Genomic DNA, 22,566 nt, shown 5'->3' on the forward strand with positions numbered 1-22,566 from the left:
CGCTAACGCGCGCTCCCCTGCCGTTGTATAGTACCCGTTTGAATATTTCGGGCAGGAGGGCTTTATGCTGGATAAGAACACCGTGACTCACGCCGCGCCAGACGCGGTCGTCGTACTCTGTACCGCACCGGACGAAGCCACCGCGCAGGAGCTGGCGGCCAAAGCGCTGGGGGAGCAGCTCGCCGCCTGCGTAACGCTGCTGCCGGGCGCCACATCGCTCTACTACTGGGAAGGGAAACTGGAGCAGGAGTATGAAGTACAGATGGTGCTGAAAAGCGATACCGCACGTCAGCAGGCGCTACTGACATGCCTTAAAACGCACCACCCTTACCAGACCCCCGAATTGCTTGTGATCCCTGTCATTCACGGAGACGAAGACTACCTCTCATGGCTCAACGCATCCTTACGCTGATCCTGCTTTTTTGCAGCGCTCAGGCCTCTGCCGGGCTGTTCAGTCAGCAAAACGCTTCACAATTTGTGCCTGCAGATCAGGCCTTCGCGTTTGATTTTCAGCAGCAGCAACACCAACTGACGCTGAACTGGCAGATTAAGCCGGGCTATTACCTCTATCGCCAGCAAATCCGCATTACGCCAGCTAATGCCCGCGTCGATGCGCCCTCACTGCCCGCAGGCGAGCCGCACGAGGACGAGTTTTTCGGTAAGAGCGAGATTTATCGCGACACGCTCACTGTGCCGGTCACGGTGAAGCAGGCCTCGTCCGGCGCGACGCTGAGCGTGACGTATCAGGGCTGCGCTGAGGCAGGATTTTGCTATCCGCCGGAAACCCGCAGCATCCCGCTGAGCGCCATCGCGCACGATGAAACGCAGACAACGGACACGCGCCCGTCAGCACCGCGCGCCGATACCGGCAGCGTCACGAGACCTCACGCCCAGGAAAATGCCGCATCCCGTGCGGAACCTGACGCCCTCCAGCCCCCGCGCCCTGGCGAGGAGAGAGATGAGGTGAGGGGCGACGCGCCCTCCGCCACGCTGCCCTTCTCTGCCCTCTGGGCGCTGCTTATCGGTATCGGCGTCGCCTTTACGCCTTGCGTGCTGCCCATGTACCCACTTATCTCCGGCATCGTGCTGGGTGGCGAAAAACGCCTTTCCACCGGCCGCGCGCTGCTGCTGGCACTGGTCTACGTTCAGGGTATGGCGCTCACCTATACCGCGCTCGGGCTGGTTGTCGCCGCCGCAGGTCTGCAATTTCAGGCTGCGCTGCAAAGTCCGTGGGTACTGATCTCGCTTTCCGTTGTATTTACCCTGCTGGCGCTTTCGATGTTCGGGCTCTTTACCCTGCAACTGCCCGCGTCGCTGCAAACTCGTCTGACGCTAATGAGCAATCGCCAGCGCGGCGGCTCGCCGGGCGGCGTCTTTGCGATGGGCGCGATTGCCGGGCTCATCTGCTCGCCCTGCACCACCGCGCCGCTCAGCGCCATCCTGTTGTACATCGCCCAGAGCGGTAATCTGTGGCTTGGCGGCGGCACGCTCTATCTTTACGCACTCGGCATGGGCCTGCCGCTGATGCTGGTCACGGTGTTCGGCAACCGGCTGCTGCCAAAAAGCGGTCCGTGGATGGAGCAGGTCAAAACCGCGTTCGGCTTTGTTATCCTCGCTCTGCCGGTGTTTCTGCTGGAGCGCGTGCTGGGCGACCCCTGGGGCCTGCGGCTCTGGAGCGCACTCGGCATCGCCTTCTTTGGCTGGGCGTTTATCGTAAGCCTGAATGCCGTGAAGCCCTGGATGCGCGTGCTGCAAATTATCCTGCTCGGCGCAGCGCTTATCTGCGCACGCCCATTGCAGGACTGGGCTTTCGGCGCGCCTGCCAGCGATACGCAGACGCATCTGGCATTTGAGCGCATCGTGACCACCGCCGACCTCGACCAGGCGCTGGCGCAGGCCAGGGGCAAACCAGTGATGCTTGATCTCTACGCCGACTGGTGTGTCGCCTGCAAAGAGTTTGAGAAATATACGTTCAGCGCGCCGGCGGTTCAGCGTGCCCTGAATGGCGCTGTGCTGTTGCAGGCTGATGTAACCGCCAACGGCGCAGCAGATATCGCCCTGTTAAAACGCCTGAATGTGCTTGGCTTGCCTACGATTATTTTCTTTGATGCGCAGGGCAACGAGCTCCCGCAGTCGCGCGTCACCGGCTTTATGGACGCGCCCGCTTTCGCCGCGCATTTGCACAATCGCCTGCGGTAAACAACACTTGGGTGGGAGAAACCGTTGGGCTAAACGGAGAGGAGTAGACCGTGCAACGTGAAGAAGTTCTGGAGCAGGCCCTGCATGTCCTTGAACAGGAAGGGATTGCCAATACCACACCAGAAATGGTGGCCGCAGCCGCGCAGTGCCCTGCTGACGAGCTGCAACGTTACTGGCCAGATCGCGAAGCGCTGCTTTATGACGCGCTGCGTTATTTGAGCCAGCGCGTGGATGCCTGGCGTCGGCAGTTGATTTATGACGACGCCTTGAGCGCCGAGCAGAAGCTGATGGCGCGCTATCAGGCGTTGACGGATTGTGTTAGCCAGGACCGTTATCCGGGCTGCCTGTTTATCGCCGCCTGTACCTTTTACCCGGAGGCGTCGCACCCGATTCATCAGCTGGCCGATAACCAAAAGCGCGCCGCGTATCAATACACCCATGAACTGCTGACGCAGCTTGAAGTGGACGACCCGGCGATGGTCGCAGAGCAGATGGAACTGGTGCTGGAGGGCTGTCTGAGCCGGCTTCTGGTTAAACGCAGCCAGGCGGATGTCGATACCGCACGCCGCCTCGCTGAAGATATTTTGCGTTTCGCCCAGTGCCGTCAGGGCGGCGCACTGACCTGATAAGCGCCCTCAGGGCGTTTTTGCCTGAAAAGCAGCCAGTCAGCACAAATTTAAGGATTTTTTGTGACAAAGCCGTTGACGCCTTCGGGCCTTTACGGTTTAATGCGCCCCGTTGCCCGGATAGCTCAGTCGGTAGAGCAGGGGATTGAAAATCCCCGTGTCCTTGGTTCGATTCCGAGTCCGGGCACCACTAAATTCTAAAGAACCCGCCCAAAAGGCGGGTTTTTGCTTTTTGGGCTCCGGGCTCTCCATCGAACACCTTCTTCCCTTCGCCGCACACATTACCCCTTTCTGAACCGTTACATCGCCTCCTCTGCTGGTTTCGCCCTCTTTCATCGTTATACTTGCTGAATACTAATTCACGGAATCACTGCATGTCGACTGCCATCCTGAATCGCCGCTGGCAACGCCCAGGCGTGTTGCTGCTGGCGCTCTGCGCGCTGGGGATCGGTTTTTTCCTCTGGAGCCACTGGAGCGCGTTTCTTCAGTGGGCGTTCAGCCTGCAAATCACCCTGCACCGCTATCTGGTGCTCTATCTTTTGCAGCTCAATAATCATCAGTACACCGGCGGCCTCTGGCTTATCAGCGGCGCGTTTATTTACGGCGTGCTGCATGCTATCGGGCCGGGACACGGCAAATTTATCGTCAGCGCCTGGCTTGCCACCAATCGCGAAAACCTCTTTGCGGCACGGCTGGTGCCGGTTGCGGGTAGCCTGATGCAGGGCATCAGCGCCATTGCGTTTGTTTTTATTCTGGCGGTCGGTTTCAACCTGGCGTCAGGCGATCTCAGCCAGAGCCGCTGGTATCTTGAAAAAGCGAGCGCGCTGCTTATTGGCGCGTTCGGGCTGTTTCTTATTCTGCGTGCCGCAAGAAGCCTGCGTGCGCCGCGCTTAAACATTCATGCGTTGAAACCCATTGAGGCACACCCGGACCACTGCGGCTGCGGTCACCATGGCGTCGGCCAGACGGCGCCCGGCAGCGACTGGCGCGCGCGCCTCGGCGTCATTATCGCCATCGGCGCGCGGCCCTGTAGCGGCGCCATCATGATTATGTTGTTTGCTAACGCGCTCGGCATGGTGAGTTGGGGCATAGCGGCGGTGATGACAATGGCGCTCGGGACGGCGCTGTCGATTATGGCGCTGTCGCTCGGCGTGCAGTATGCGAGAAACGCCACCACGCGGCTGTTTGACCACGGGGTGTCAGCGCGTGAGGCGCAGCGCATCGCGGCGCTGTTGCGGATCGTCGGCGGGCTGGCGCTGCTTATCTTCGCCGCCGTACTGTTCTTAACGGTGATTCCGGTCAGCCCCAACGGCGATTACATCGCCGCTGGCTGTTGAGCGCGTAATGCCACAACCGGATAACAGAGAAGAGCACTGTCGCCTGCTACACTCGAAAACGCGAGCCGGGGAACCGGCTCCTTTCCTTACTCATCGCGCGGGATAACACTATGTCTCAAAACGAATATCAGCCACCTGAAGTCTGGACCTGGGAGCCGCAATCTGGCGGTGCCTTTGCAAATATTAACCGCCCTGTCGCCGGGCCGACGCATGAGAAAACGCTGCCGGTTGGCAAACACCCGTTGCAGCTCTATTCGCTCGGCACGCCTAATGGCCAGAAAGTGACCATTCTGCTGGAAGAGCTGCTGGCGCTTGGTATTAGCGGCGCGGAATATGACGCGCACCTGATTCGCATTGGCGAAGGCGATCAATTCTCCAGCGGTTTTGTGGACGTCAACCCGAACTCTAAAATCCCGGCGCTGCTGGACCACTCCGTCACCCCGGCGGTGCGCGTGTTTGAATCCGGCGCCATTCTGCTTTATCTCGCGGATAAATTCGGGCATTTCCTGCCGGAAGACTACGCCGGACGCGCCGAAGCGCTGAACTGGTTATTCTGGCTGCAAGGCTCGGCGCCGTATCTCGGCGGCGGCTTCGGTCATTTTTATCACTATGCGCCGCAAAAAATCGAATACGCCATTAACCGCTTCACGATGGAAGCCAAGCGTCAGCTCGACGTACTGGACCGCCAGCTCGCGCAGCATCGTTATATCGCGGGCGACGAATACTCCATCGCAGATATCGCCATCTGGCCGTGGTATGGCAACGTGATTATCGGTGGGTTGTATGAGGCGAGCACATTCCTTCAGGTTGATGAATACCAGAACGTGAAGCGCTGGGCACAAGAGGTGGCACAACGTCCAGCGGTACAGCGCGGACGTATCGTGAATCGCACGTGGGGGCCGCTTAATGAGCAGCTTCACGAGCGCCATGATGCTTCTGATTTTGAATTACGCACCGAAGACAAACGCGGCGCGTAAACCACAAAAAAGCCTCGTCAGTGACGAGGCTTTTTTTAGGCGCGGAACCGACAAAATGGTTAGCGCAGATCTTTCACGGCGACGTGGTCCATGTCGTCGAACACCTGGTTTTCACCCACCATGCCCCAGATGAACGTATAAGCGCGCGTGCCAACGCCCGAGTGAATCGACCAGCTCGGCGAAATCACCGCCTGTTCATTCTGCACCACGATATGACGCGTCTCCTGCGGCTGGCCCATCATGTGGAATACGCAGCTGTTCTCTTCCAGCCCGAAGTAGAAGTAAACCTCCATGCGCCGCTCATGGGTGTGGCACGGCATCGTGTTCCACAGGTTGCCTGGCGCGAGTTCGGTAAGCCCCATGCTGAGCTGGCAGGTTTCCAGCACGTCCGGAATAAAATACTTATTAATGGTGCGACGGTTGCTGGTGACGTCTTCGCCAAGATGCACCGGCGACACGTCCGCAGGCGTTACGCGTTTGGTCGGGAATGTGGTGTGCGCTGGCGCGCAGTTATAGTAAAACCGTGCCGGGTTCGCCGTATCGAGGCTTTCAAACACGACTTCTTTCGCGCCTTTGCCCACATACAGACCATCGCGACTGTTCATTTCATAACGGGTGCCATCCACGGTGATGAGCCCCGGCCCGCCGATATTGATAACGCCCAGTTCACGGCGTTCCAGAAAATAGCTCACACCCAGTTGCTTGCCTACTTCGCCGCCTACGCTAACGGTGCGGTTTACCGGCATCACGCCGCCTACGATGATGCGGTCGATATGGCTGTAAGTCATGGTGTACTCGTCAGCCACAAAAATTTTTTCGATTAAAAACTCTTTGCGCAGCCCGGCGGTATCCAGGGTTTTCGCATGATCGCTATGAATGCTTTGACGAACGTCCATTCTGACTCCTCGTGACGTTGCGGGGGGAAAGGTCGCCCCCGATATTAGGTAAGCGTGAAAACGCTAAATTAAATAACAATGAATTTACATAAATTTTCGCTGAGTTTGATGCTATCAAATGCGTGAATCAATAATGTGATCAAGATAACCAAAACAGCGTTTCATTTCTATTGAATCATTATTCCACAAGAGAGATAGTAGCACCAGTTACTTCAATAACGGGATAAGTCACTCACAGACACATCTCAATACCCATAAAAAAGATGATAGCCGCCGTTACCTCATTCACGGCTGCCCTACACAGAAAAACTTACTAACACGATGAAAAACCATGTTTTTTGTCGCGGGACACTTTTGACTTTCATTCAGCCAGGGGCTGAATAATACCGCTGAGGTTTATGATGAAGATTAAAGCCACAATGGAACGCATCCCGGGAGGGATGATGCTTATCCCGCTGTTACTTGGGGCAATTTTAAATACGCTGGCGCCAGATACCGGTAATTATTTCGGCTCGTTTACAAAAGGAATGATTAGCGGAACGGTGCCTATTCTCGCCGTCTGGTTTTTCTGTATTGGCGCCTCAATTGACCTGCGCGCGACCGGCACGGTACTGCGTAAATCCGGCACACTGGTATTGACCAAAATCGCCGTGGCCTGGTTAGTGGCGATGATTGCGGCATCCTTTATTCCGGACACCGGCATTCAGACTGGGTTCTTCGCAGGGCTGTCCGTACTGGCTATCGTTTCCGCCATGGACATGACCAATGGCGGCCTTTACGCTAGCCTGATGAACCAGTACGGCACGAAAGAGGAATCCGGCGCGTTTGTTTTGATGTCTCTGGAGTCCGGCCCGCTGATGACGATGGTCATCCTGGGGTCCGCCGGCCTCGCCTCCTTCGAACCGCATCATTTTGTCGGTGCGGTACTGCCGTTCCTGATAGGCTTTGCGCTCGGTAACCTCGATCACGATCTGCGTGCCTTTTTCAGCAAAGCGACGCCAGTACTGATCCCGTTCTTCGGTTTCGCGCTTGGCAACACGATCAACCTGCGCGTCATTATGGATACCGGTCTGCTGGGTATCGTGCTGGGTGTGGGGGTCATTATCATCACGGGTATTCCGCTGATTCTGGCCGATAAGTTCCTCGGCGGCGGCAACGGTACGGCAGGGGTAGCCGCCTCATCAGCAGCGGGCGCTGCGGTTGCAAACCCGGTTATCATCGCGCAAATCAACCCGGCCTTTGAACCGGTTGCGGCATCGGCCACGGCGCTGGTGGCCGCGAGCGTTATCGTCACCGCTATCCTTGTGCCTATCATTACCGCGCTTTACGCCCGGCACGTGGCGAAAGCCGTGCCTGCGGCGCAGAAACCTGACAGTGTTCGCACGATGCAACGATAAAAAAATACCCCGCGCAGGCGGGGTATTTTTTGTCTCGCTTACAGCAGAAAAACTTCTTCCACCAGCGCGTTTACCAGCCGTCGCGCAGAACACAGACGCGGCATGCCGAGCGAGACGCTCTGCCATGTCTGCGTGACTGACCAGCTTACCGGCTGACGTTCACTGTCATACTCCGCCCCGAGCCAGCAAAGCATATCTTTATGCGCAAGCAAACCCGGCTGCGGTGGCGTGTGCATCCACTGCTGATAGAAATGCCGCGTGTGCGGCGAGGCATTGACGCTCTGCGCGAGCCGGTTTGCCGCCTCGTCACAGACCGAGGCCAGCAGCGCGTCTTTCGCCTGCGCTTCGCCAAGGCGCAACGCATCGCCAAACGCGCCCCAGCGCAACTCTTCCAGCGCCACGTAACACCGCCCGGCGGGCGACCAGCCATTAAACGCCCCGCGCTTCCAATGCGTCATGACCTCGCCAAAATGGCGCTGCGCCATTGCCGGCAAATCGCTCTGGCGAAGCTGTGACTCCAGCCGCGCGGCGCTGTGCCGATACTGTCCGGCCGTGACCTCAAGCTGCTGCGCGAACGCCGCCGACACGCCTCTCTCGTTCAGACGCTGGCTGCGACGGATCAGCGCCTGTGCCGTCAGGCTTAACGCCAGATGACCGGGCGGCCCCTGGCGGGTCAGCGATTCCAGCAGGGTCAGTTCCACCGTCTCCTGCGTGACGTCTGCGGCTTGCACCACCACAGGCAACAACGATTTTTGCAGTCGCTCACGCACCGCCTGATGCTGCGCATTCGGACGGCAGTGGCGCTCCTCTTCCGTTCCTTTGGCCAGGTCAACCATCAGCCGCCCGCGCAGCGCGCGTAAATCCCGGCCCGGCCCTTCACCCGGTGAACCGTTCATGGTGTTCAGTGCTCCACAGAAAACAGCGTCTGAATATCGTCACGCAGCGCTCGCGCATCCTCGTTAATATCCCGCGCGGTACGGGCGCACTGCTGAAGTTGTTCCCGCAGCGCATTCTGCGAGACTTCGCTCTGCTGGCGCGCCGTCAGACTCTGCTTCAGGTTGGCTTCGATCGCCGCCATCGCCATCTGGAATTCAGCAAAAAACGTTGCCATACCCGCCGTCACGGAAATATCCACCTGCGCATTCATTGCCTGACGGATTTGCGCGCAAAAGCGGCTGACATAACGGCTTAGCGCTTGCTTCAACTGGGGCAGGTCTATCACGTAACGCGAACGCATCGCCGTGCAATCATCCCAGCCCAGATCGTTACTATTGAGCCAGCGCGCCACAGTGCCGCGCACGCCGCTGTTGCGCGGTGCGCTGGCGATCGGCACGCTCTCTTCTTCAATGACATCGTTAAACAGCTGGTGCGCGTTGAAATTCAGCTGGCTGCGCTGAAACACCGGCAGGGTGATGTGCGCGCGAAAACCGGTACGACGCAGTCCTTCAGTCACACTCTGCTCCAGCGGTGCCAGCGCGCTGCGCAGAATATCCCCAAGCGTCGTCTCCATATCGCTGAAATGCGCCGCCAGATCGCGCGTCAGATTCTCCTGGACCGATAACAAAATCAGATCGCACGAGGCGCGAATTTTATGCAGGAGCATTCGGGCGTCGCTCTCCTGATCCAGATACAACTGCTCGCTGCCCGCATCGAAATCGCTGCCCCAGGTAACCGCGCGGCTCACCGCACTGCTGAGCGTTAGCGGCGGCACTTTGCCGGTATCGAAATAGCTGGCGATGTCCGCCAGCACCTTTTGCTCGTGGCCTGCAATATTCTCTGACGCGCGCCCCAGCGCCTGAACGACGTGCTCCTGAATGGCTTTGCTGGCTTCTGCCTGGCAACGTTGTAGCTGTGCGATGTCATTCTTCATTTGAGAGATATTCTCCACCAGTTGGTCATTTGCGATATCCAGCCCCTGACAGCGAAAGTCCAGGTAGTCTCGGGTACATTGCGCATAGTGAATTAATTTTGTGCAGGCCGAACGCAGCGCGTAGAGCGAGGCGTGAGCATGCGCGGTGTGCAAAATGGCGCGGATGGGCGCTTCGAAAAGGGAATCCTCCCACAGCAGATCGGCGGCATGGCGCAGGTGCGTCACGTCGGTGAAATCCGCGCTCCGCCAGCGGCGGCCGAGCGCCGCCTCCGCGAAATCCTGTACCCATCGTTGTTCGTCATGAGACGGCAGGCGGCCGTAGGCGTCGATCTCCTGGCGTGCGCGGTTCGCCAGATACCCCCACATGGAGGAGACGGGAAAGATATGCGCAGGCTCGATGGCTCCCTTCATCAGCGTACCGGCAATCAGCGCCCGCACCTGATCTTCGTCATCGCTGTTGCGATCCATCTGATCGAACTTATTGACCAGCGCATAGAGCGGTACGGATTCGCCTACCGCCGCAAGCGCCATGCGCACATCTTCATCGGAGGTGGATTTCAGCTGGGTGTAATCCATCACGGCCAGTACGGCGGAGGCCCGGGCTATCTGCTCCTGCAACATTTTTTGCAGGTGCGGTTGCCCGGCCTCGTTCGGCCCCGGGGTATCCAGCAGCGTGAGCTGCCCCAGCCCGCGCGCCATGCCCGAAAGGTGAGTAAATTCCACCTCAATCACCGGAATGTGTTCGATGGCTGCGTAAGCGCGAAACGGAAACGGCACGTCCAGCACGCCGGAGAGACGCACCAGATCGTTTAAGCTCTTCAGGCAGTGAAAAATCGGCTGCGCGCCGAGATAGTGTTTTTCAAACGAGGTACCGTTCAGGATACGCGCCAGCAGAATGTCCATGTCACGGTCAATCTCCAGGCGCTCCGCGAGGTTTTCGCGTGAGGCGTTCTGCAAACGCGCACGCAGCGCCTGCATTAGCGTTTCAATAGGCCCGGCGTGCGTAAAATGCAGCACCGGCTCTTTCTGGCCCGGGGTGTGTCGAATCAGTGTCGGCAGCGCCGTCATGGGGCGGTTGCGATTGGGCATCACTTCTTTGCCCACAATCGCGTTAATAGTGGTCGATTTTCCCGCCTTCATCGTCCCCACAATGGCCAGCACCATCTCCTGATGCGTGGTCTTTCTCAGTTCGGCCTGCAGCATCTCCTGCTGGGCCTCAATCCCCCGTAAGGAAAAATGAAGCGGGTGTACGGTGGCGCCATCATGACGCGCGACGTTCCCACGATCGTCCTGCACCGCTAACGGCACGTTTTTCATGGCACCAAGATTATGCAGCGCCAGTTGAAGTAGCCGTTCCGCTTCCTGATTCATTTCAAATACAGTCTGTGTGTGCATGAAAAATCTTTCCTTAACACAAATTAAATGACCTTTTGCCTTATCTTTTTATTAGCTCAATGCGGCTTTTATAATTACGTGTGGAAAATATCCTGCGCGTCACAACGACTTCAGACGGGAAACTGGCTTAAAAAATGCCGTACCATCGTTGTGGTAAAATAAAAATGAGACGATGAGAAACGTTTCTGAACCTTCATCTTCGTCAGGAAACCAAATAATCGCTCCGCGATACCAGAAGGCTGGCCGGTTTTTCAGAGCGAAAGAATATATCCTCACATCGGCCATTTGACAAAAATGTTCCGACTTCAGAGGAGGGGCTTATTAATTCATATCATCATTAACCGCTCCAGAATAACACTGCCTGGCAATAAATCACGATATATGTTTACCGCTCCGTGGAAAATGGTTAGCGCTCTCCTGGGTACACGCATGCAGGGTGCGTACGCGCCGCAGACAGGCCCGTAAAAGGTAAGGTTTTAGGGTATAATCCCGCCTTTCGTGCGCGTCGCATAAGCGAGCGCCTCTTGTGCAGCCCGCTTTGGCTGCCCTATCGGTTCATTTTGAGGAGAGACCATGTCCCTGCCAGCCTGCCCGCAATGCGGCTCTGAATATACCTATCTGGATAATAATCTTTACGTCTGCCCTGAGTGCGCGCACGAATGGCGCGAAGGCGAAGCCGCTACCGACAGTGACGAGCTGGTAGTGAAAGACGCGAACGGCAACCTGTTGGCCGACGGAGACAGCGTGACAATTGTTAAGGATCTCAAGGTCAAAGGCAGTTCGTCGATGCTGAAAATCGGTACCAAAGTCAAAAACATCCGTCTGGTTGAAGGCGATCACAACATCGACTGTAAAATCGATGGCTTCGGCCCGATGAAGCTCAAATCTGAGTTTGTCAAAAAAAGCTGACGCCTCGCCAGGCCGCATTTTTCCTGGGCTGGCAGCCACCGCTGCCAGCTACGTCCCTGATAGCCCTCAACCAACTGGACGGAGCTCTGGGCAGAATAAAATAGCGTGCTCACCCGATTTCCCTCTGGTTTTTTTAAATGCGACGCTTTCCTGTTGCGGCGATGTTAGCGCTGTACAGCGCTTATTCCCGGCGGACTTCTCAAAAAAGAACGGGACAAAAGATAAAAGCGGCGTAAAATAGAAACCCAGCCGCACCACCCCGTAAATACCCTTTAAAATCAATGAAATAAATAAACCCTACACAACTATTAAGCCCTGCTTAACTTTTCACCAATTTCTTTTAGGAATATTATTAAAGCAGCATATTAGAACAATAAAAAACGCGCTAAAAATAAATAACACAAAAAATAAAAAACAAATAAAATCGCCAGCGCTTTTCTTTTAAAAAATAATCCCCATTGAGCCCTGCCATTATTTTCCGCGACAGCATCTTCTATTTCCTTACCTGACTTAAGCCCAATATTATGATCTCTCATCGATGATTCCGTTAAAGGCAGAGCGATCTTCTTCATCTTTTATTCCGCCACAATTCATCGGGCTGTCATGTTTGTTTAACATGAGGGTCATATTAGGCGGTCAGGATGTGCCGCAATCAGCATCCGGCGGCGTCGGCTTTTTCCCCGCCACGATGCACCGCAGTCTGGAGACTCTGCATGACATTAAACACGGCTTTTGATTCACCCGTACACGATGCGCAACAGTGCTTTCGCCGCCTGCTGAAGGCGATGAGCGAGCCTGGCGTCATCGTGTCGCTTCAGTTGCTTCGCCATGGCTGGCAGCCGCTTAGCGTTGCCACCACCAGCGTGCTGCTCACGCTGACCGACAGTGATACGCCCGTCTGGCTTTCCCCTGCCCTTGCGAATGATATTGTGCGCTCTAACCTGCGTTTTCATACCGGTACGCGGATTGCCGAAACGCCGGACGACGCGGTGTTTGCCATCGCCGATGAAACGCTTAATCCGCTGCTGCCTGACAGACTGGCCCACGGCAGCGCCATCGGGCCAGAACACAGCGCCACGTTGGTTTTACAGGTGAGCAGCCTGAGCGGCGGGCGCATGTTGCGTCTTACCGGCGCCGGGATCGCGGAAGAGCGGATGATCGCGCCGCAACTGCCGGACTGCATTATTGAACAGCTTGCCGACAGCCTGCATGCCGGTTCGCTCGGTATTGATCTGCTGCTGACCTGCGGCGATCGTCTGTTAGCTATCCCGCGCGCCACGCATGTGGAAATCGCCGACAGCGGCCGTTAACGGTACTCGTCCTCTTCCAGGCGCTGCTCCTCGTCCTCGAGGCGGCGGCGCTCATCATCCAGACGTCGCTGGCGCTCATCAAGCTGCCGGTGACGCGCTTCAAGCCGTCGACGCCGTTCGTCGTAGCGCGTACGGCTCCCATTGTCGTTCTCATAGTCACGACTATCAGACGCATCGCGGTCTCGATTGGCCGGGTGATACGCCTCGTTAATCGCCTCGGTGACAGAGTTAATGGTGTCGTTAAAGACAGAATCCAGGCCGTCCGCCAGCGCGTGGCTGCTGGAGAAAGAAAGTACGGCAAAAAGCAAAGCGCGAAGATGTGAGGTCATAAAGCCAGTCCTGTGGTTGACTGGTCTTAAAGTAAAGAGGGTGCAGTGAGGGAGACAGCGGAGGATTCCCAAATCGGGCGGCGATTGCCGCCGCCCGTGGTCAGAACTACAGCTGATAGCGCGCCATCACCTGACGGTGGCGCGTTTCATCAAGCCCGCCCGTCAGCGCGACGTCGAGCCAGTGGATAGGGTGCTCCCAGCTCTGCGTCAGCTCGCGGAGCATGGCGTCCACTTCCAGCGCAGAAACGGACTGCGGCATCGCCAGCATAAAGTAGATGCCGGGCAGCGTTTCGCCGCTTTCGCTGTCTGTCACCTCATAATCCGATTCACAGTGGACCCAGACCGCGCCGCCGCGCTCGCGCACGTCGCCGACGAAGGCGTTAAACGCCTCTTCACCCGGATCCACGCCGTCGATAAACCAGCTCGGCGCATAGTTGCCCGGCTCCAGCGTTTTCACGACGTTATGCAACGGAATGAAGTTCTCGCGCTCTTTTTCGTCTTCCGGCGGTGTGTTGAGCAGATTGGCATCGAACACCACGGACTCGTTCATATGCTGCGGCGTTTTACGCCATGACGGCTGGAACACGCGTGCCGTTACCGGGCCGGTACGCTGGGCGAAATAGAAATGCTCGTCGTGGTTCTCAAAAAAGCGCAGGCGTACGGTGCCCCACTGTTCCTCAACAGGGCCTTCCTCCGTGCTGAACTGCATACCAAGACGCGCGCTGGCCTGACGTACCGTCGCCCAGTCTTCGCTGGCGCTGGCGGCGGTCAGCAGATCCCAGAGCACATTGCTGGGATCCTCTTCACGCGCTTCCAGCATCTCTACCGCGTTGTTCAGATAGGTGGTAGCGCGGTCATACGCTTTCTGGCGCATGGCCGCCTGGCCTGCCAGCAGCCATGGGGCGATCTTTTGCTGGCCCTGTGGCGTATCTTTCAGCGCATGGCTTAAGGTTTCCAGGTTTTCCCAGTCTTCCTGCGCCTGCGCCACCTGCGCTTTAAACCACAGTGCCACATGCGCCAGCGTGTCGGTGTAGGTTCCGGCGAGCGCCAGGATCTCATCGTAACGACGCGCGTTAATAAGGGCCGAGAGCAGATGGAAAAGCGGTGACGCTTCTTCCTGCGGATGGCGTTTCTGCCAGCCGAGCAGCAGGTCGATAGCCTCGCCGTGCGCCTGACACGCTTCCAGTGCCGAAGCCGCCAGCATCAGCAGTTGTTCATCGTCCGGGCGTTGTGCTGAAGCCAGCATCAGCCACTGGGCTTCCTGTTCCGGATCGCGGATAACCCCTTCCTGCTCACCGCGCGCCTCGAGCCACGCCATCAGCGATTCAGCCGGCACCGGTAGCTCGACGTCGGTTTCCATCGCGGCAATCTGGCGCTCAAGTGCCGACAGCGCTTCGTCTTCATCGCGGGGGTTACGCAGACGCGCGGCGGCCTGTTTTGCCTGCGCCAGGGCGCGACGCGCGACCCAGGTTGCTCCACGCCCCAGCGCCATGCCGATATGCGTTTTCGCGACCGTCACGGCCTCGCGCCATGCCTGCACGTCCAGGCGCTGTTCCAGAATCAGTTGCAACGCGCTGCCGGTCTGCCAGTTGTTATAAGCGGGGTTCACGCGGGCCAGTTGCTCGACGATGCGCACCCAGCGCATACGGTTGTAGGCCGTGAGTCTGTCCCACGGCATCAGCCATTCGCGGGCCTCTTCGTCGCGGCCCATCAGCGCCAGGACTTCCGCTTTCATCATCATCAGGACCTGACGTGACTGCTCGCTGCTGTTTTCCATCTCTTCTTCATGCAGCTTTTCAATCACTGCCAGCGCCTCGTCATAACGGCCAAGCATGGTCAGCGCCTGCGCTTCGTTTTCCTTCAGGCCGTTTACGTCTTCTTCGCCAGCCGCGCGGCGTTTTTCCATCTGTTGATAGATAAAGGCCAGTGCCTGTTCAACATCGCCTTTATCGACCATCGCAAAGAACTGCTCTTCAGAAAGACAAAGGAAGCAGCTGCGCAGCGGCGTGATTTTTGACAGCGTCTCCTGACAGACAGCGATACGCTCGTCCGCCCAGCCCGGGCCATCAACATTGCTGTAGCAGGCACTGAGATCCTGGGTCACGCAAATCGACTGCGGACACTCTGCGGCATCGGCCTGGTGGGCGCGCTCAAACAGCGCGACGACATCGCCCAGCGCTTTTTCGCCTTCGCCGAGGTTACCGATGCGGTGGCGCATCTCCCAGTGACCGACCATAACTTCCACCCACGGATTACCTGCCGTTTTCTTCAGCGCGCGCGCCTCTGGCAGTAACGCTTCGGTTTTACCGGTCTGTACTTCAACAACGGAATCGATCAGCCTATCGACATGTTGCGTGATCCAGGGTTTGCCTGCTTCCTCCAGGTCCCGCTGATATTGCTCATACCATGCCCAGATATTCATTGGTCGCTTCCTTCTTTTGTAGGGGTAATAAGTTGCGCAGTGATGCAACTGAATGTGTCCAGCGCCTGGCGAAAGTCGTACTCACGGGAATCTCCCGTTGCCAGAGCAAGTATAATTTTGAGGCTTTTTAGTAACTGGGTTGCTCCGGGCGCGATGGGTCGCCCGGCCTGCCAGGCCTCTGATAAGGCTTTTACCGCAGGATTGTTAAAATTGATGTAGAGGCGCACCGGTGCCTGCTGCTCGATTTTGCTGGCGAACTGGCGTGCGAGCATCAGCGCGGCGGTGCTCATGCGGCGATCGGCCTCGTCCTGCTCCAGCCGCGCTTTTAACTCGGCCTCGCGGTTAACAACCATCACGAGCGGCAGCGTGGCCGGTTCAAAGGAAGACATCACGCACTCTTCATCATCGCGCAGCTGTTCGCTCCACCAGTTCGCTTCTTCCGGGCTGACGTCATGCAGCGCGAAAAGCTGCTCGTTACCCGCCGAGGTGCCAACTTCCACCAGGCGCGCGCCGTACAGTGTCGCCCAGCGGCGCAGGAACGGTACGACCGCGTAACGGTACCCCAGCGCGACCGGACGCCCGGAGAGGCGGAACAGCATCTCTTCAAAACCACCCTCTTCGCTGAGCATCACGTTCAGCGTGTTGTTCTGGCGCAGCGCCTTCGCTGGCAGGTCACCCTGCGAGGTGGGAATAAGCAATTCATCCTTGAGCAGATCAAAGAGGCGATCGTCACAGATAGCAGCCCCGAGCAGCGCTTCGTTATGGCGCACCAGCACACGACGCCAGACGGCGGGCTGCTGTTTCGCAAGATCGGCAAGGCCGTCGATCAATGCCTCGGTCAACGCCGCCTGGGTGGCGTACCACGTCATGTCGCGCTGTAAATCTTCACGGCTGGCGGTTGGCGTAAGGCGACTGGACTCAATCACGCCGCCGACAAACCCTGCCCACGACGGCAGCAGTTCACGCGCCTGATCGTCCAGCAGCATACCGCGCAGGAATAGCGACAGGTTGCGGTTATCGCTGGTGCCGTAAGTGGCGCCGTCCTGCAGCCACAACATTCCTACCGCGTCGCTGTCACCAGACGGCTCCACAAGGAGCGTGCAGAGCGGGGTAAAGGCGCGCTCAAAGCGGCTCGCAAATTCGATATTCTGTTTCTGGCGCAGCGCCGGATGCAGCGTCACGCCATCTTCAGAGGCGACGCGCCAGGGCGGTGTCAGATGATTGACCGCGGTGTCTTCTTCGCCCACAAACAGCGGTTCTTTCATTAATATGCAGTAGCGGCCCAGCACATCACCCAACAGTTTGTTATTCGCGAGGTATAAAAACTCCTCTTTGAGGTGCAGCGTGACGGTCGTGCCCGGATCTCGTGGTGTCGCAGCGGTAACGCTATACGTTTCGCCGCTGGCGGAGGCGTAAAGCCAGCCTTCGCCCGGCGCTTTCCAGGACGTGGTATGCACGGTAACCCGCTCCGCCAGCACAAAGGCGGAGAGAAAACCCAGCCCAAACATCCCGATAAGCCCGGTGTCGTCATCCTGCTGGCGTAAATGGCGGGTATAGCCCACGCCGACGGTTGCCAGGAAATCGTGGATCTCCTGTTCAGTCAGGCCTGAGCCGGTATCATGAATAACGATGGTGCGCCGTTGCGCGTCGCCCGTGACGCGGATCTCCGCACGCGGTTCCGCCGCGCCCTCTTCCAGCCGTCGTCTGACAATCGCGTCATGCGCGTTTTGCACCAGCTCACGGATGGCGACCATCGGTGTGGAGTAAAGGTGTTTGCTGAGCACCTGCATTAACCCCGGCAGATTCACCGGCGTCTCGTGTTGTCCTGTTAATGGCGCGGTAATGAGGTTATCCACTGTGACTCTCTGTATTTTCCGGCTGTGGTTGTCGGTAGCCATACCGGGCGCCGCGCGTGCGCGCTGTCGCCTTTCGGCAGGCATAAGGGAGAGATGATAAGGGGGTATGGGCGCGGGGTATACTATCATTCCCGATAGTTTTCCAGGCCAGGCGGATCGCCGCTGCGTTCTCTCTCTTCATAAGAATACACAACGCTGGCTTTTCGGCGCGGCACTCGCGAAAGAAAACGAGTGCCGCGGTTAAATTAACGCAATGCGTGATATTTTCACGTAACGTGATGCGTTATTTAACGGGTAAAGATGTGCGATTTAAATAGCCATAACACTGCCAAAAAAGAAATATAAATCATATGGCGCTTTTCATCTCATTTTTAAAAGAAAGACTATTGTATGCGCGAGTGCTTAAGGCTTTCTGTCTTACGCTCATGTGAGGGAAAGAAGCCCCCAGAAATAGTTCTGTTAAGCCGAGGCTATCCCTCAACTTAAGGCAATTTGAGATTTGCCTTTTACTCATCGATTTGCAAGAAGTAAAAGGCATGATGCCACGGCGTTATTTACTGGCCTGTTTATTAGTGGTCAGCGTAACTCTTTTGATTTTTACATTAATGAATCGAAGTATGTTATGCGAGCTTACCATCAGACGCGGTAACCAGGCGGTGGCGGCTAAGCCTTCCTGTACGGAGAAGTGAAGCTCTCCCGGGTGGGGTTACCTCGCCCGGTGATGAGTTCTTAATGCACCCAATCCCCTTGCTCTTATTTAAGAGTTTCATTAATCCGCTGAACGGGGATTTATCCTTGGTGATTTATAAGTGCATGGGTATTTTCATCACGCAATTCAATACAACAAATTCGACGAGATTACACCCGCACTTTTATTTTTTTCGTTCAGAGCATGATGGTTTACGACGGGCGCTTAAGGCTTCCTGTCTTAAGCTAATGTGAGAGACAGAAAGAAGAAAGCCCGGACAATATTCTTATTAACCCAAGGCTAATCTCAAATCCCAACGAGTGGAGATTAGCCGCTTACTTGCCGAAAGGTAAAGCGTTAAAGGCATAACGCTACTGAGATAGCTGTTCGCCTCTTTCGTTGTATTTTGCGTCACGCTATGACGTTTCACTTTAATTAACCACGGCATGTTATATGAGTTAACAATAAAGCAAGGAAATAAGGCGGTGGTGGCGCGGCCAGCGGCGGCGCGTTGCTTCTGTTGTGTCGTTTTTGCTGGCCCAGCACGTTGCCCTTGCCAGCGTGCCGCGCCATAAAAAACCCCGCCGGAAGCGGGGTTTAGAGACGCGTTAAGCATTAATTCCTGGCGGTGCTGTCGAACCGGCCAAGCATTTCGCGCTCGTAAGCCTGCGCTTTTTTGCGGTCAAACTTGTGCTCCCACTTGGCGATGACCAGCACCGCCAGCGCGTTGCCGACCACGTTCAGCGCGGTACGCGCCATGTCGAGGATACGGTCAACGCCTGCGATAAATGCCAGGCCTTCCAGCGGAATGCCAACGCTACCAAGCGTCGCCAGCAGTACCACAAAGGAAACGCCCGGCACGCCCGCGATGCCCTTAGAGGTCACCATCAGCGTCAGTACCAGAATGATTTCCTGACCCAGCGACAGATCAATGCCGTAGAGCTGCGCGATAAAAATCGCCGCGATGCTCTGATAAAGCGTGGAGCCATCAAGGTTAAAGGAATAGCCCGTTGGCACCACGAAGCTCGTGATCGACGCCGGCGCGCCATAGGCCTCCATTTTCTCGATAATCCGCGGCAGCACGCTTTCAGAGCTTGCGGTGGAGTACGCCAGGATCAGTTCATCTTTCAGAATACGGATCAGCGTCCAGACGCGCAGCCCGCACATACGCGCTACCGCGCCCAGCACGACAAGCGCGAAGAAGAGAATCGCCGCATACACCAGAATCACCAGCTTCGCGAGCGGCCACAGCGACGCAAAACCAAAGTTCGCCACCGTGACTGAGATCAGCGCAAACACCCCCACCGGTGCATAGCGCATCACCATATGGGTGACTTTAAACATGGTTTCGGACACGGAGCGGAACACCGTCACCAGCGGTTCGCGATGCGCGGCAGGCAGCGAAGACAGCCCCAGACCAAACAGCACCGAGAAGAAGATGATAGGCAGCATCTCGCCTTTCGCCATCGACGCGAAAATGTTGGTAGGTACCAGCGACAAAATAGTGCCCATCAGACCGTGTGCATGGTTTTGCACCTCTTCGGTCGTGTGCTGATATTTTGAAATATCCACTGCTGCCAGTTGTGACATATCAATGCCGCTGCCTGGCTGGAACACATTCGCAAGGGTGATACCCAGTACGATAGCGACCGTCGTGATCACTTCAAAATAGAGGATGGTTTTCGCGCCGATGCGCCCGAGCTGTTTTGCATCGCCTACGCCCGCGATGCCGACCACCAGCGTGGAGATAACGATCGGGACCACAATCATTTTAATCAGATGAATAAAAATGTCGCCAGCGGGCGAAAGAAGGTTGGTCACCAGCCATTCGCGGCTATCCGTCTGATAATGGAGAAAACTGCCCAGAAGAATACCCAGCACCAGGGCCAGCAGGATCTGCCAGGCCAGGCTGATTTTACTGTTTTTCATAACGACTTTACTTCCTAAATTACAGCGCCATTCCCACGCGTGCTCGAATGAGAACGACGCAAGCTGAAAGGGGTATGACAAACGTTGGGTGATATTGTGGGGTTTTTAACGCGTTTAATCAGTACCACTTGCACGGCATCCTGCGCAACCCTTAAAGAACAGGCATATTCACTGAAAAATGCCTTAATAACCCTAATTTATCGCGATAATCTATTATAAGTTAATGTTATTAAAAGAGTTATAAAATCGATCCAGCAAATAATACTTAATGGCAATTATTTTCCTTGAAAGATTCGTTTGATGAATTTTCATGCAGTTTCGGTAATGCGTGATCTGCCGCCCAAAAAGTAAACAAAGCTATTCGCAAGTCTGTTCTTAACTTTTGCGTGACATATCATTAACATCTAAAAGGAGAAAAAAGCCATGAGCCAAATCCATAAACACCCTATTCCCGCGGCCATCGCGGAAAGATGCCTGATTACGCCGGAACAATATGATGCGAAATATCAGCAATCCGTGCATGACCCTGACGCGTTCTGGGGCGAACAAGGCAAAATCCTTGACTGGATGACACCGTATCAAAAGGTGAAAAACACCTCCTTCTCGCCCGGCAATGTCTCAATTAAATGGTATGAGGATGGTACGCTGAATCTGGCGGCAAACTGCCTTGACCGACACCTCAACGAGCGCGGCGATCAGACCGCTATCATCTGGGAAGGCGACGACGCGACCCAAAGCAAACACATTACCTACCGCGAACTGCATCGCGACGTCTGTCGCTTCGCTAATACCCTTACCGATCTCGGTATTAAGAAAGGCGATGTCGTGGCTATTTATATGCCCATGGTGCCGGAAGCCGCGGTCGCCATGCTCGCCTGTGCGCGGATTGGCGCGGTGCATTCTGTCATTTTCGGGGGTTTTTCGCCGGAGGCAGTGGCGGGGCGCATTATTGATTCCAGCGCGCGTCTGGTGATTACCGCCGATGAAGGCGTGCGCGCCGGTCGCGCCATTCCGCTGAAGAAAAACGTGGACGACGCGCTGAAAAATCCGGGCGTCACCAGCGTCGAGCATGTGGTGGTATTTAAACGCACCGGTGGCGCGACAGAATGGCATGAAGGACGCGATCTCTGGTGGAACGAACTGGTCGAAAAAGCCAGCGCGCACCATCAGCCGGTCGAGATGAATGCCGAAGATCCCCTGTTTATTCTCTATACCTCCGGGTCCACCGGCAAACCGAAAGGGGTGCTGCACACGACCGGCGGTTATCTGGTCTATGCCGCGACGACGTTTTTATACGCCTTCGACTACCATCCGGGCGATATCTACTGGTGTACCGCGGATGTGGGCTGGGTAACGGGCCACAGCTATCTGCTCTATGGGCCGCTCGCCTGTGGCGCGACGACGCTGATGTTTGAAGGCGTGCCGAACTGGCCGTCGGCCAACCGCATGGCGCAGGTCGTCGATAAGCATAAGGTGAACATTCTCTATACCGCGCCGACGGCGATCCGCGCGCTGATGGCGGAAGGCGATAAAGCTATCGACGGCACTGACCGCTCGTCGCTGCGTATTCTCGGGTCGGTAGGCGAGCCTATCAACCCGGAAGCCTGGGAGTGGTACTGGAAGAAAATCGGCAATGAAAACTGCCCGGTGATCGACACCTGGTGGCAAACCGAAACCGGCGGCTTCATGATAACGCCGCTGCCGGGCGCGACCGAACTGAAGGCCGGTTCCGCCACGCGTCCGTTCTTCGGCGTGCAGCCTGCGCTGGTGGATAACGAAGGCAACCCGCAGCAAGAGGCTACCGAAGGCAACCTCGTCATTACCGACTCCTGGCCTGGCCAGGCGCGAACACTCTTTGGCGATCACGAACGCTTTGAGCAGACCTATTTCTCGACCTTTAAAAACATGTATTTCAGCGGCGACGGCGCGCGACGTGACGAAGACGGTTATTACTGGATAACCGGGCGCGTCGATGACGTGCTTAACGTCTCCGGTCACCGCCTCGGCACCGCCGAAATTGAGTCTGCGCTGGTCTCACACCCGAAAATCGCCGAAGCCGCCGTGGTGGGTATTCCCCACAGCATTAAAGGCCAGGCGATTTATGCTTACGTGACGCTCAATCATGGCGAAGAGCCGACGGCGGAGCTTTACAGCGAAGTACGCAACTGGGTACGCAAAGAGATTGGTCCGCTGGCGACGCCAGACGTCCTGCACTGGACCGATTCGCTGCCGAAAACCCGCTCCGGCAAAATTATGCGCCGTATCTTGCGCAAGATAGCGGCGGGCGATACCAGCAACCTCGGCGATACCTCAACGCTCGCCGATCCGGGCGTGGTGGAAAAACTGCTCGAAGAGAAGCAGTCCATCGCGATGCCGTCGTAACCCTGTTTTCGATAATTATCCCTCATCCTAACCCTCTCCCCGTT

At 56.6% G+C, this 22,566-nt stretch carries 19 protein-coding genes and 1 tRNA gene; 11 read left to right on the forward strand and 9 right to left on the reverse strand.

The window, feature by feature from the left end; genetic code table 11:
* Positions 1 to 64 precede the first annotated feature (64 nt).
* From cutA to yghU, 6 genes are all read left to right on the forward strand, one after another.
* Entirely contained in the window at positions 65 to 412 is a 348-nt protein-coding gene (gene cutA / locus AFK62_RS17610; protein WP_007678902.1) for a divalent cation tolerance protein CutA, read from the forward strand.
* Positions 388 to 2,199 (forward strand): protein-disulfide reductase DsbD, encoded by a 1,812-nt coding sequence (locus tag AFK62_RS17615; RefSeq protein ID WP_007678903.1) that lies wholly within the window; start codon positions 388 to 390, stop codon positions 2,197 to 2,199. The genes cutA and AFK62_RS17615 overlap by 25 nt, the downstream gene beginning before the upstream one ends.
* Before the next feature lie 50 nt (positions 2,200 to 2,249).
* On the forward strand, positions 2,250 to 2,825 hold the full coding sequence (locus AFK62_RS17620) for a transcriptional regulator (RefSeq protein ID WP_007678906.1): 576 nt from the start codon (positions 2,250 to 2,252) through the stop codon (positions 2,823 to 2,825).
* Positions 2,826 to 2,939: 114 nt separating this feature from the next.
* A tRNA-Phe gene (locus tag AFK62_RS17625) sits at positions 2,940 to 3,015 on the forward strand.
* 184 nt (positions 3,016 to 3,199) lie between these two features.
* Entirely contained in the window at positions 3,200 to 4,162 is a 963-nt protein-coding gene (locus AFK62_RS17630; protein WP_007675686.1) for a nickel/cobalt transporter, read from the forward strand.
* Between the two features lie 110 nt (positions 4,163 to 4,272).
* The gene (gene yghU / locus AFK62_RS17635; RefSeq protein ID WP_007675683.1) at positions 4,273 to 5,139 is read left to right on the forward strand and encodes a glutathione-dependent disulfide-bond oxidoreductase; all 867 of its coding nucleotides are present in this window, start codon (positions 4,273 to 4,275) and stop codon (positions 5,137 to 5,139) included.
* 59 nt (positions 5,140 to 5,198) lie between these two features.
* Here the strand turns inward: yghU and kduI are convergent, their stop codons facing one another.
* Positions 5,199 to 6,035, reverse strand: coding sequence for a 5-dehydro-4-deoxy-D-glucuronate isomerase (gene kduI, locus AFK62_RS17640; protein WP_007675681.1), 837 nt, complete (start codon positions 6,033 to 6,035; stop codon positions 5,199 to 5,201).
* 401 nt (positions 6,036 to 6,436) lie between these two features.
* Between kduI and kdgT the strand changes: the two genes are divergently transcribed.
* Complete coding sequence (gene kdgT / locus AFK62_RS17645) at positions 6,437 to 7,432, forward strand: 2-keto-3-deoxygluconate transporter (RefSeq protein ID WP_007675679.1); 996 nt, start codon at positions 6,437 to 6,439, stop codon at positions 7,430 to 7,432.
* A 38-nt stretch (positions 7,433 to 7,470) separates the two neighbouring features.
* On the opposite strand, the gene AFK62_RS17650 is transcribed toward kdgT, so the two are convergent.
* Together AFK62_RS17650 and crfC are read right to left on the reverse strand one after the other, a co-directional pair.
* A complete protein-coding gene (locus tag AFK62_RS17650) occupies positions 7,471 to 8,328 on the reverse strand; it encodes a diguanylate cyclase regulator RdcB family protein (RefSeq protein WP_007675675.1) in 858 nt (285 codons plus the stop codon).
* A 5-nt stretch (positions 8,329 to 8,333) separates the two neighbouring features.
* Entirely contained in the window at positions 8,334 to 10,697 is a 2,364-nt protein-coding gene (gene crfC, locus AFK62_RS17655) for a clamp-binding protein CrfC (protein ID WP_007675669.1), read from the reverse strand.
* Between the two features lie 573 nt (positions 10,698 to 11,270).
* Here crfC and AFK62_RS17660 point away from each other — a divergent pair.
* Positions 11,271 to 11,606, forward strand: a complete 336-nt coding sequence (locus AFK62_RS17660) for a zinc ribbon domain-containing protein YjdM (protein ID WP_007675668.1) — start codon at positions 11,271 to 11,273, stop codon at positions 11,604 to 11,606.
* 365 nt (positions 11,607 to 11,971) lie between these two features.
* Here the strand turns inward: AFK62_RS17660 and AFK62_RS22320 are convergent, their stop codons facing one another.
* Positions 11,972 to 12,178, reverse strand: coding sequence for a hypothetical protein (locus tag AFK62_RS22320; protein ID WP_129232792.1), 207 nt, complete (start codon positions 12,176 to 12,178; stop codon positions 11,972 to 11,974).
* Between the two features lie 141 nt (positions 12,179 to 12,319).
* Here AFK62_RS22320 and phnH point away from each other — a divergent pair, with 141 nt between their 5' ends.
* The gene (phnH, locus tag AFK62_RS17665; RefSeq protein WP_007675653.1) at positions 12,320 to 12,916 is read left to right on the forward strand and encodes a phosphonate C-P lyase system protein PhnH; all 597 of its coding nucleotides are present in this window, start codon (positions 12,320 to 12,322) and stop codon (positions 12,914 to 12,916) included.
* Here phnH and yjdP read toward each other — a convergent pair.
* From yjdP to AFK62_RS17680, 3 genes are all read right to left on the reverse strand, one after another.
* The gene (gene yjdP, locus AFK62_RS17670) at positions 12,913 to 13,245 is read right to left on the reverse strand and encodes a DDRRRQL repeat protein YjdP (protein ID WP_007675649.1); all 333 of its coding nucleotides are present in this window, start codon (positions 13,243 to 13,245) and stop codon (positions 12,913 to 12,915) included. The two genes, phnH and yjdP, sit on opposite strands and share 4 nt — an antisense overlap.
* Before the next feature lie 106 nt (positions 13,246 to 13,351).
* Entirely contained in the window at positions 13,352 to 15,667 is a 2,316-nt protein-coding gene (locus AFK62_RS17675) for a tetratricopeptide repeat protein (protein WP_007675644.1), read from the reverse strand.
* Positions 15,664 to 17,523 carry an ATP-binding protein gene (locus AFK62_RS17680; protein WP_007675641.1) on the reverse strand — a complete coding sequence of 620 codons (1,860 nt, stop codon included), beginning with the start codon at positions 17,521 to 17,523 and terminating at the stop codon, positions 15,664 to 15,666. The genes AFK62_RS17675 and AFK62_RS17680 overlap by 4 nt, the downstream gene beginning before the upstream one ends.
* 539 nt (positions 17,524 to 18,062) lie before the next feature.
* Between AFK62_RS17680 and AFK62_RS21605 the strand changes: the two genes are divergently transcribed.
* Positions 18,063 to 18,212, forward strand: a complete 150-nt coding sequence (locus tag AFK62_RS21605) for a Hok/Gef family protein (protein WP_407641371.1) — start codon at positions 18,063 to 18,065, stop codon at positions 18,210 to 18,212.
* A gap of 288 nt (positions 18,213 to 18,500) precedes the next feature.
* Here AFK62_RS21605 and AFK62_RS22935 read toward each other — a convergent pair whose 3' ends face one another.
* Entirely contained in the window at positions 18,501 to 18,827 is a 327-nt protein-coding gene (locus AFK62_RS22935) for a hypothetical protein (protein WP_032984559.1), read from the reverse strand.
* Positions 18,827 to 20,140 carry a glutamate/aspartate:proton symporter GltP gene (gltP, locus tag AFK62_RS17690; protein WP_007675635.1) on the reverse strand — a complete coding sequence of 438 codons (1,314 nt, stop codon included), beginning with the start codon at positions 20,138 to 20,140 and terminating at the stop codon, positions 18,827 to 18,829. Before gltP ends, AFK62_RS22935 begins: the two co-directional genes overlap by 1 nt.
* A 423-nt stretch (positions 20,141 to 20,563) precedes the next feature.
* Here gltP and acs point away from each other — a divergent pair, with 423 nt between their 5' ends.
* Positions 20,564 to 22,522, forward strand: a complete 1,959-nt coding sequence (acs, locus tag AFK62_RS17695; RefSeq protein WP_007675632.1) for an acetate--CoA ligase — start codon at positions 20,564 to 20,566, stop codon at positions 22,520 to 22,522.
* The last annotated feature ends 44 nt before the right edge of the window (positions 22,523 to 22,566 follow it).

Source organism: Cronobacter condimenti 1330, assembly GCF_001277255.1.
Lineage (GTDB): Bacteria > Pseudomonadota > Gammaproteobacteria > Enterobacterales > Enterobacteriaceae > Cronobacter > Cronobacter condimenti.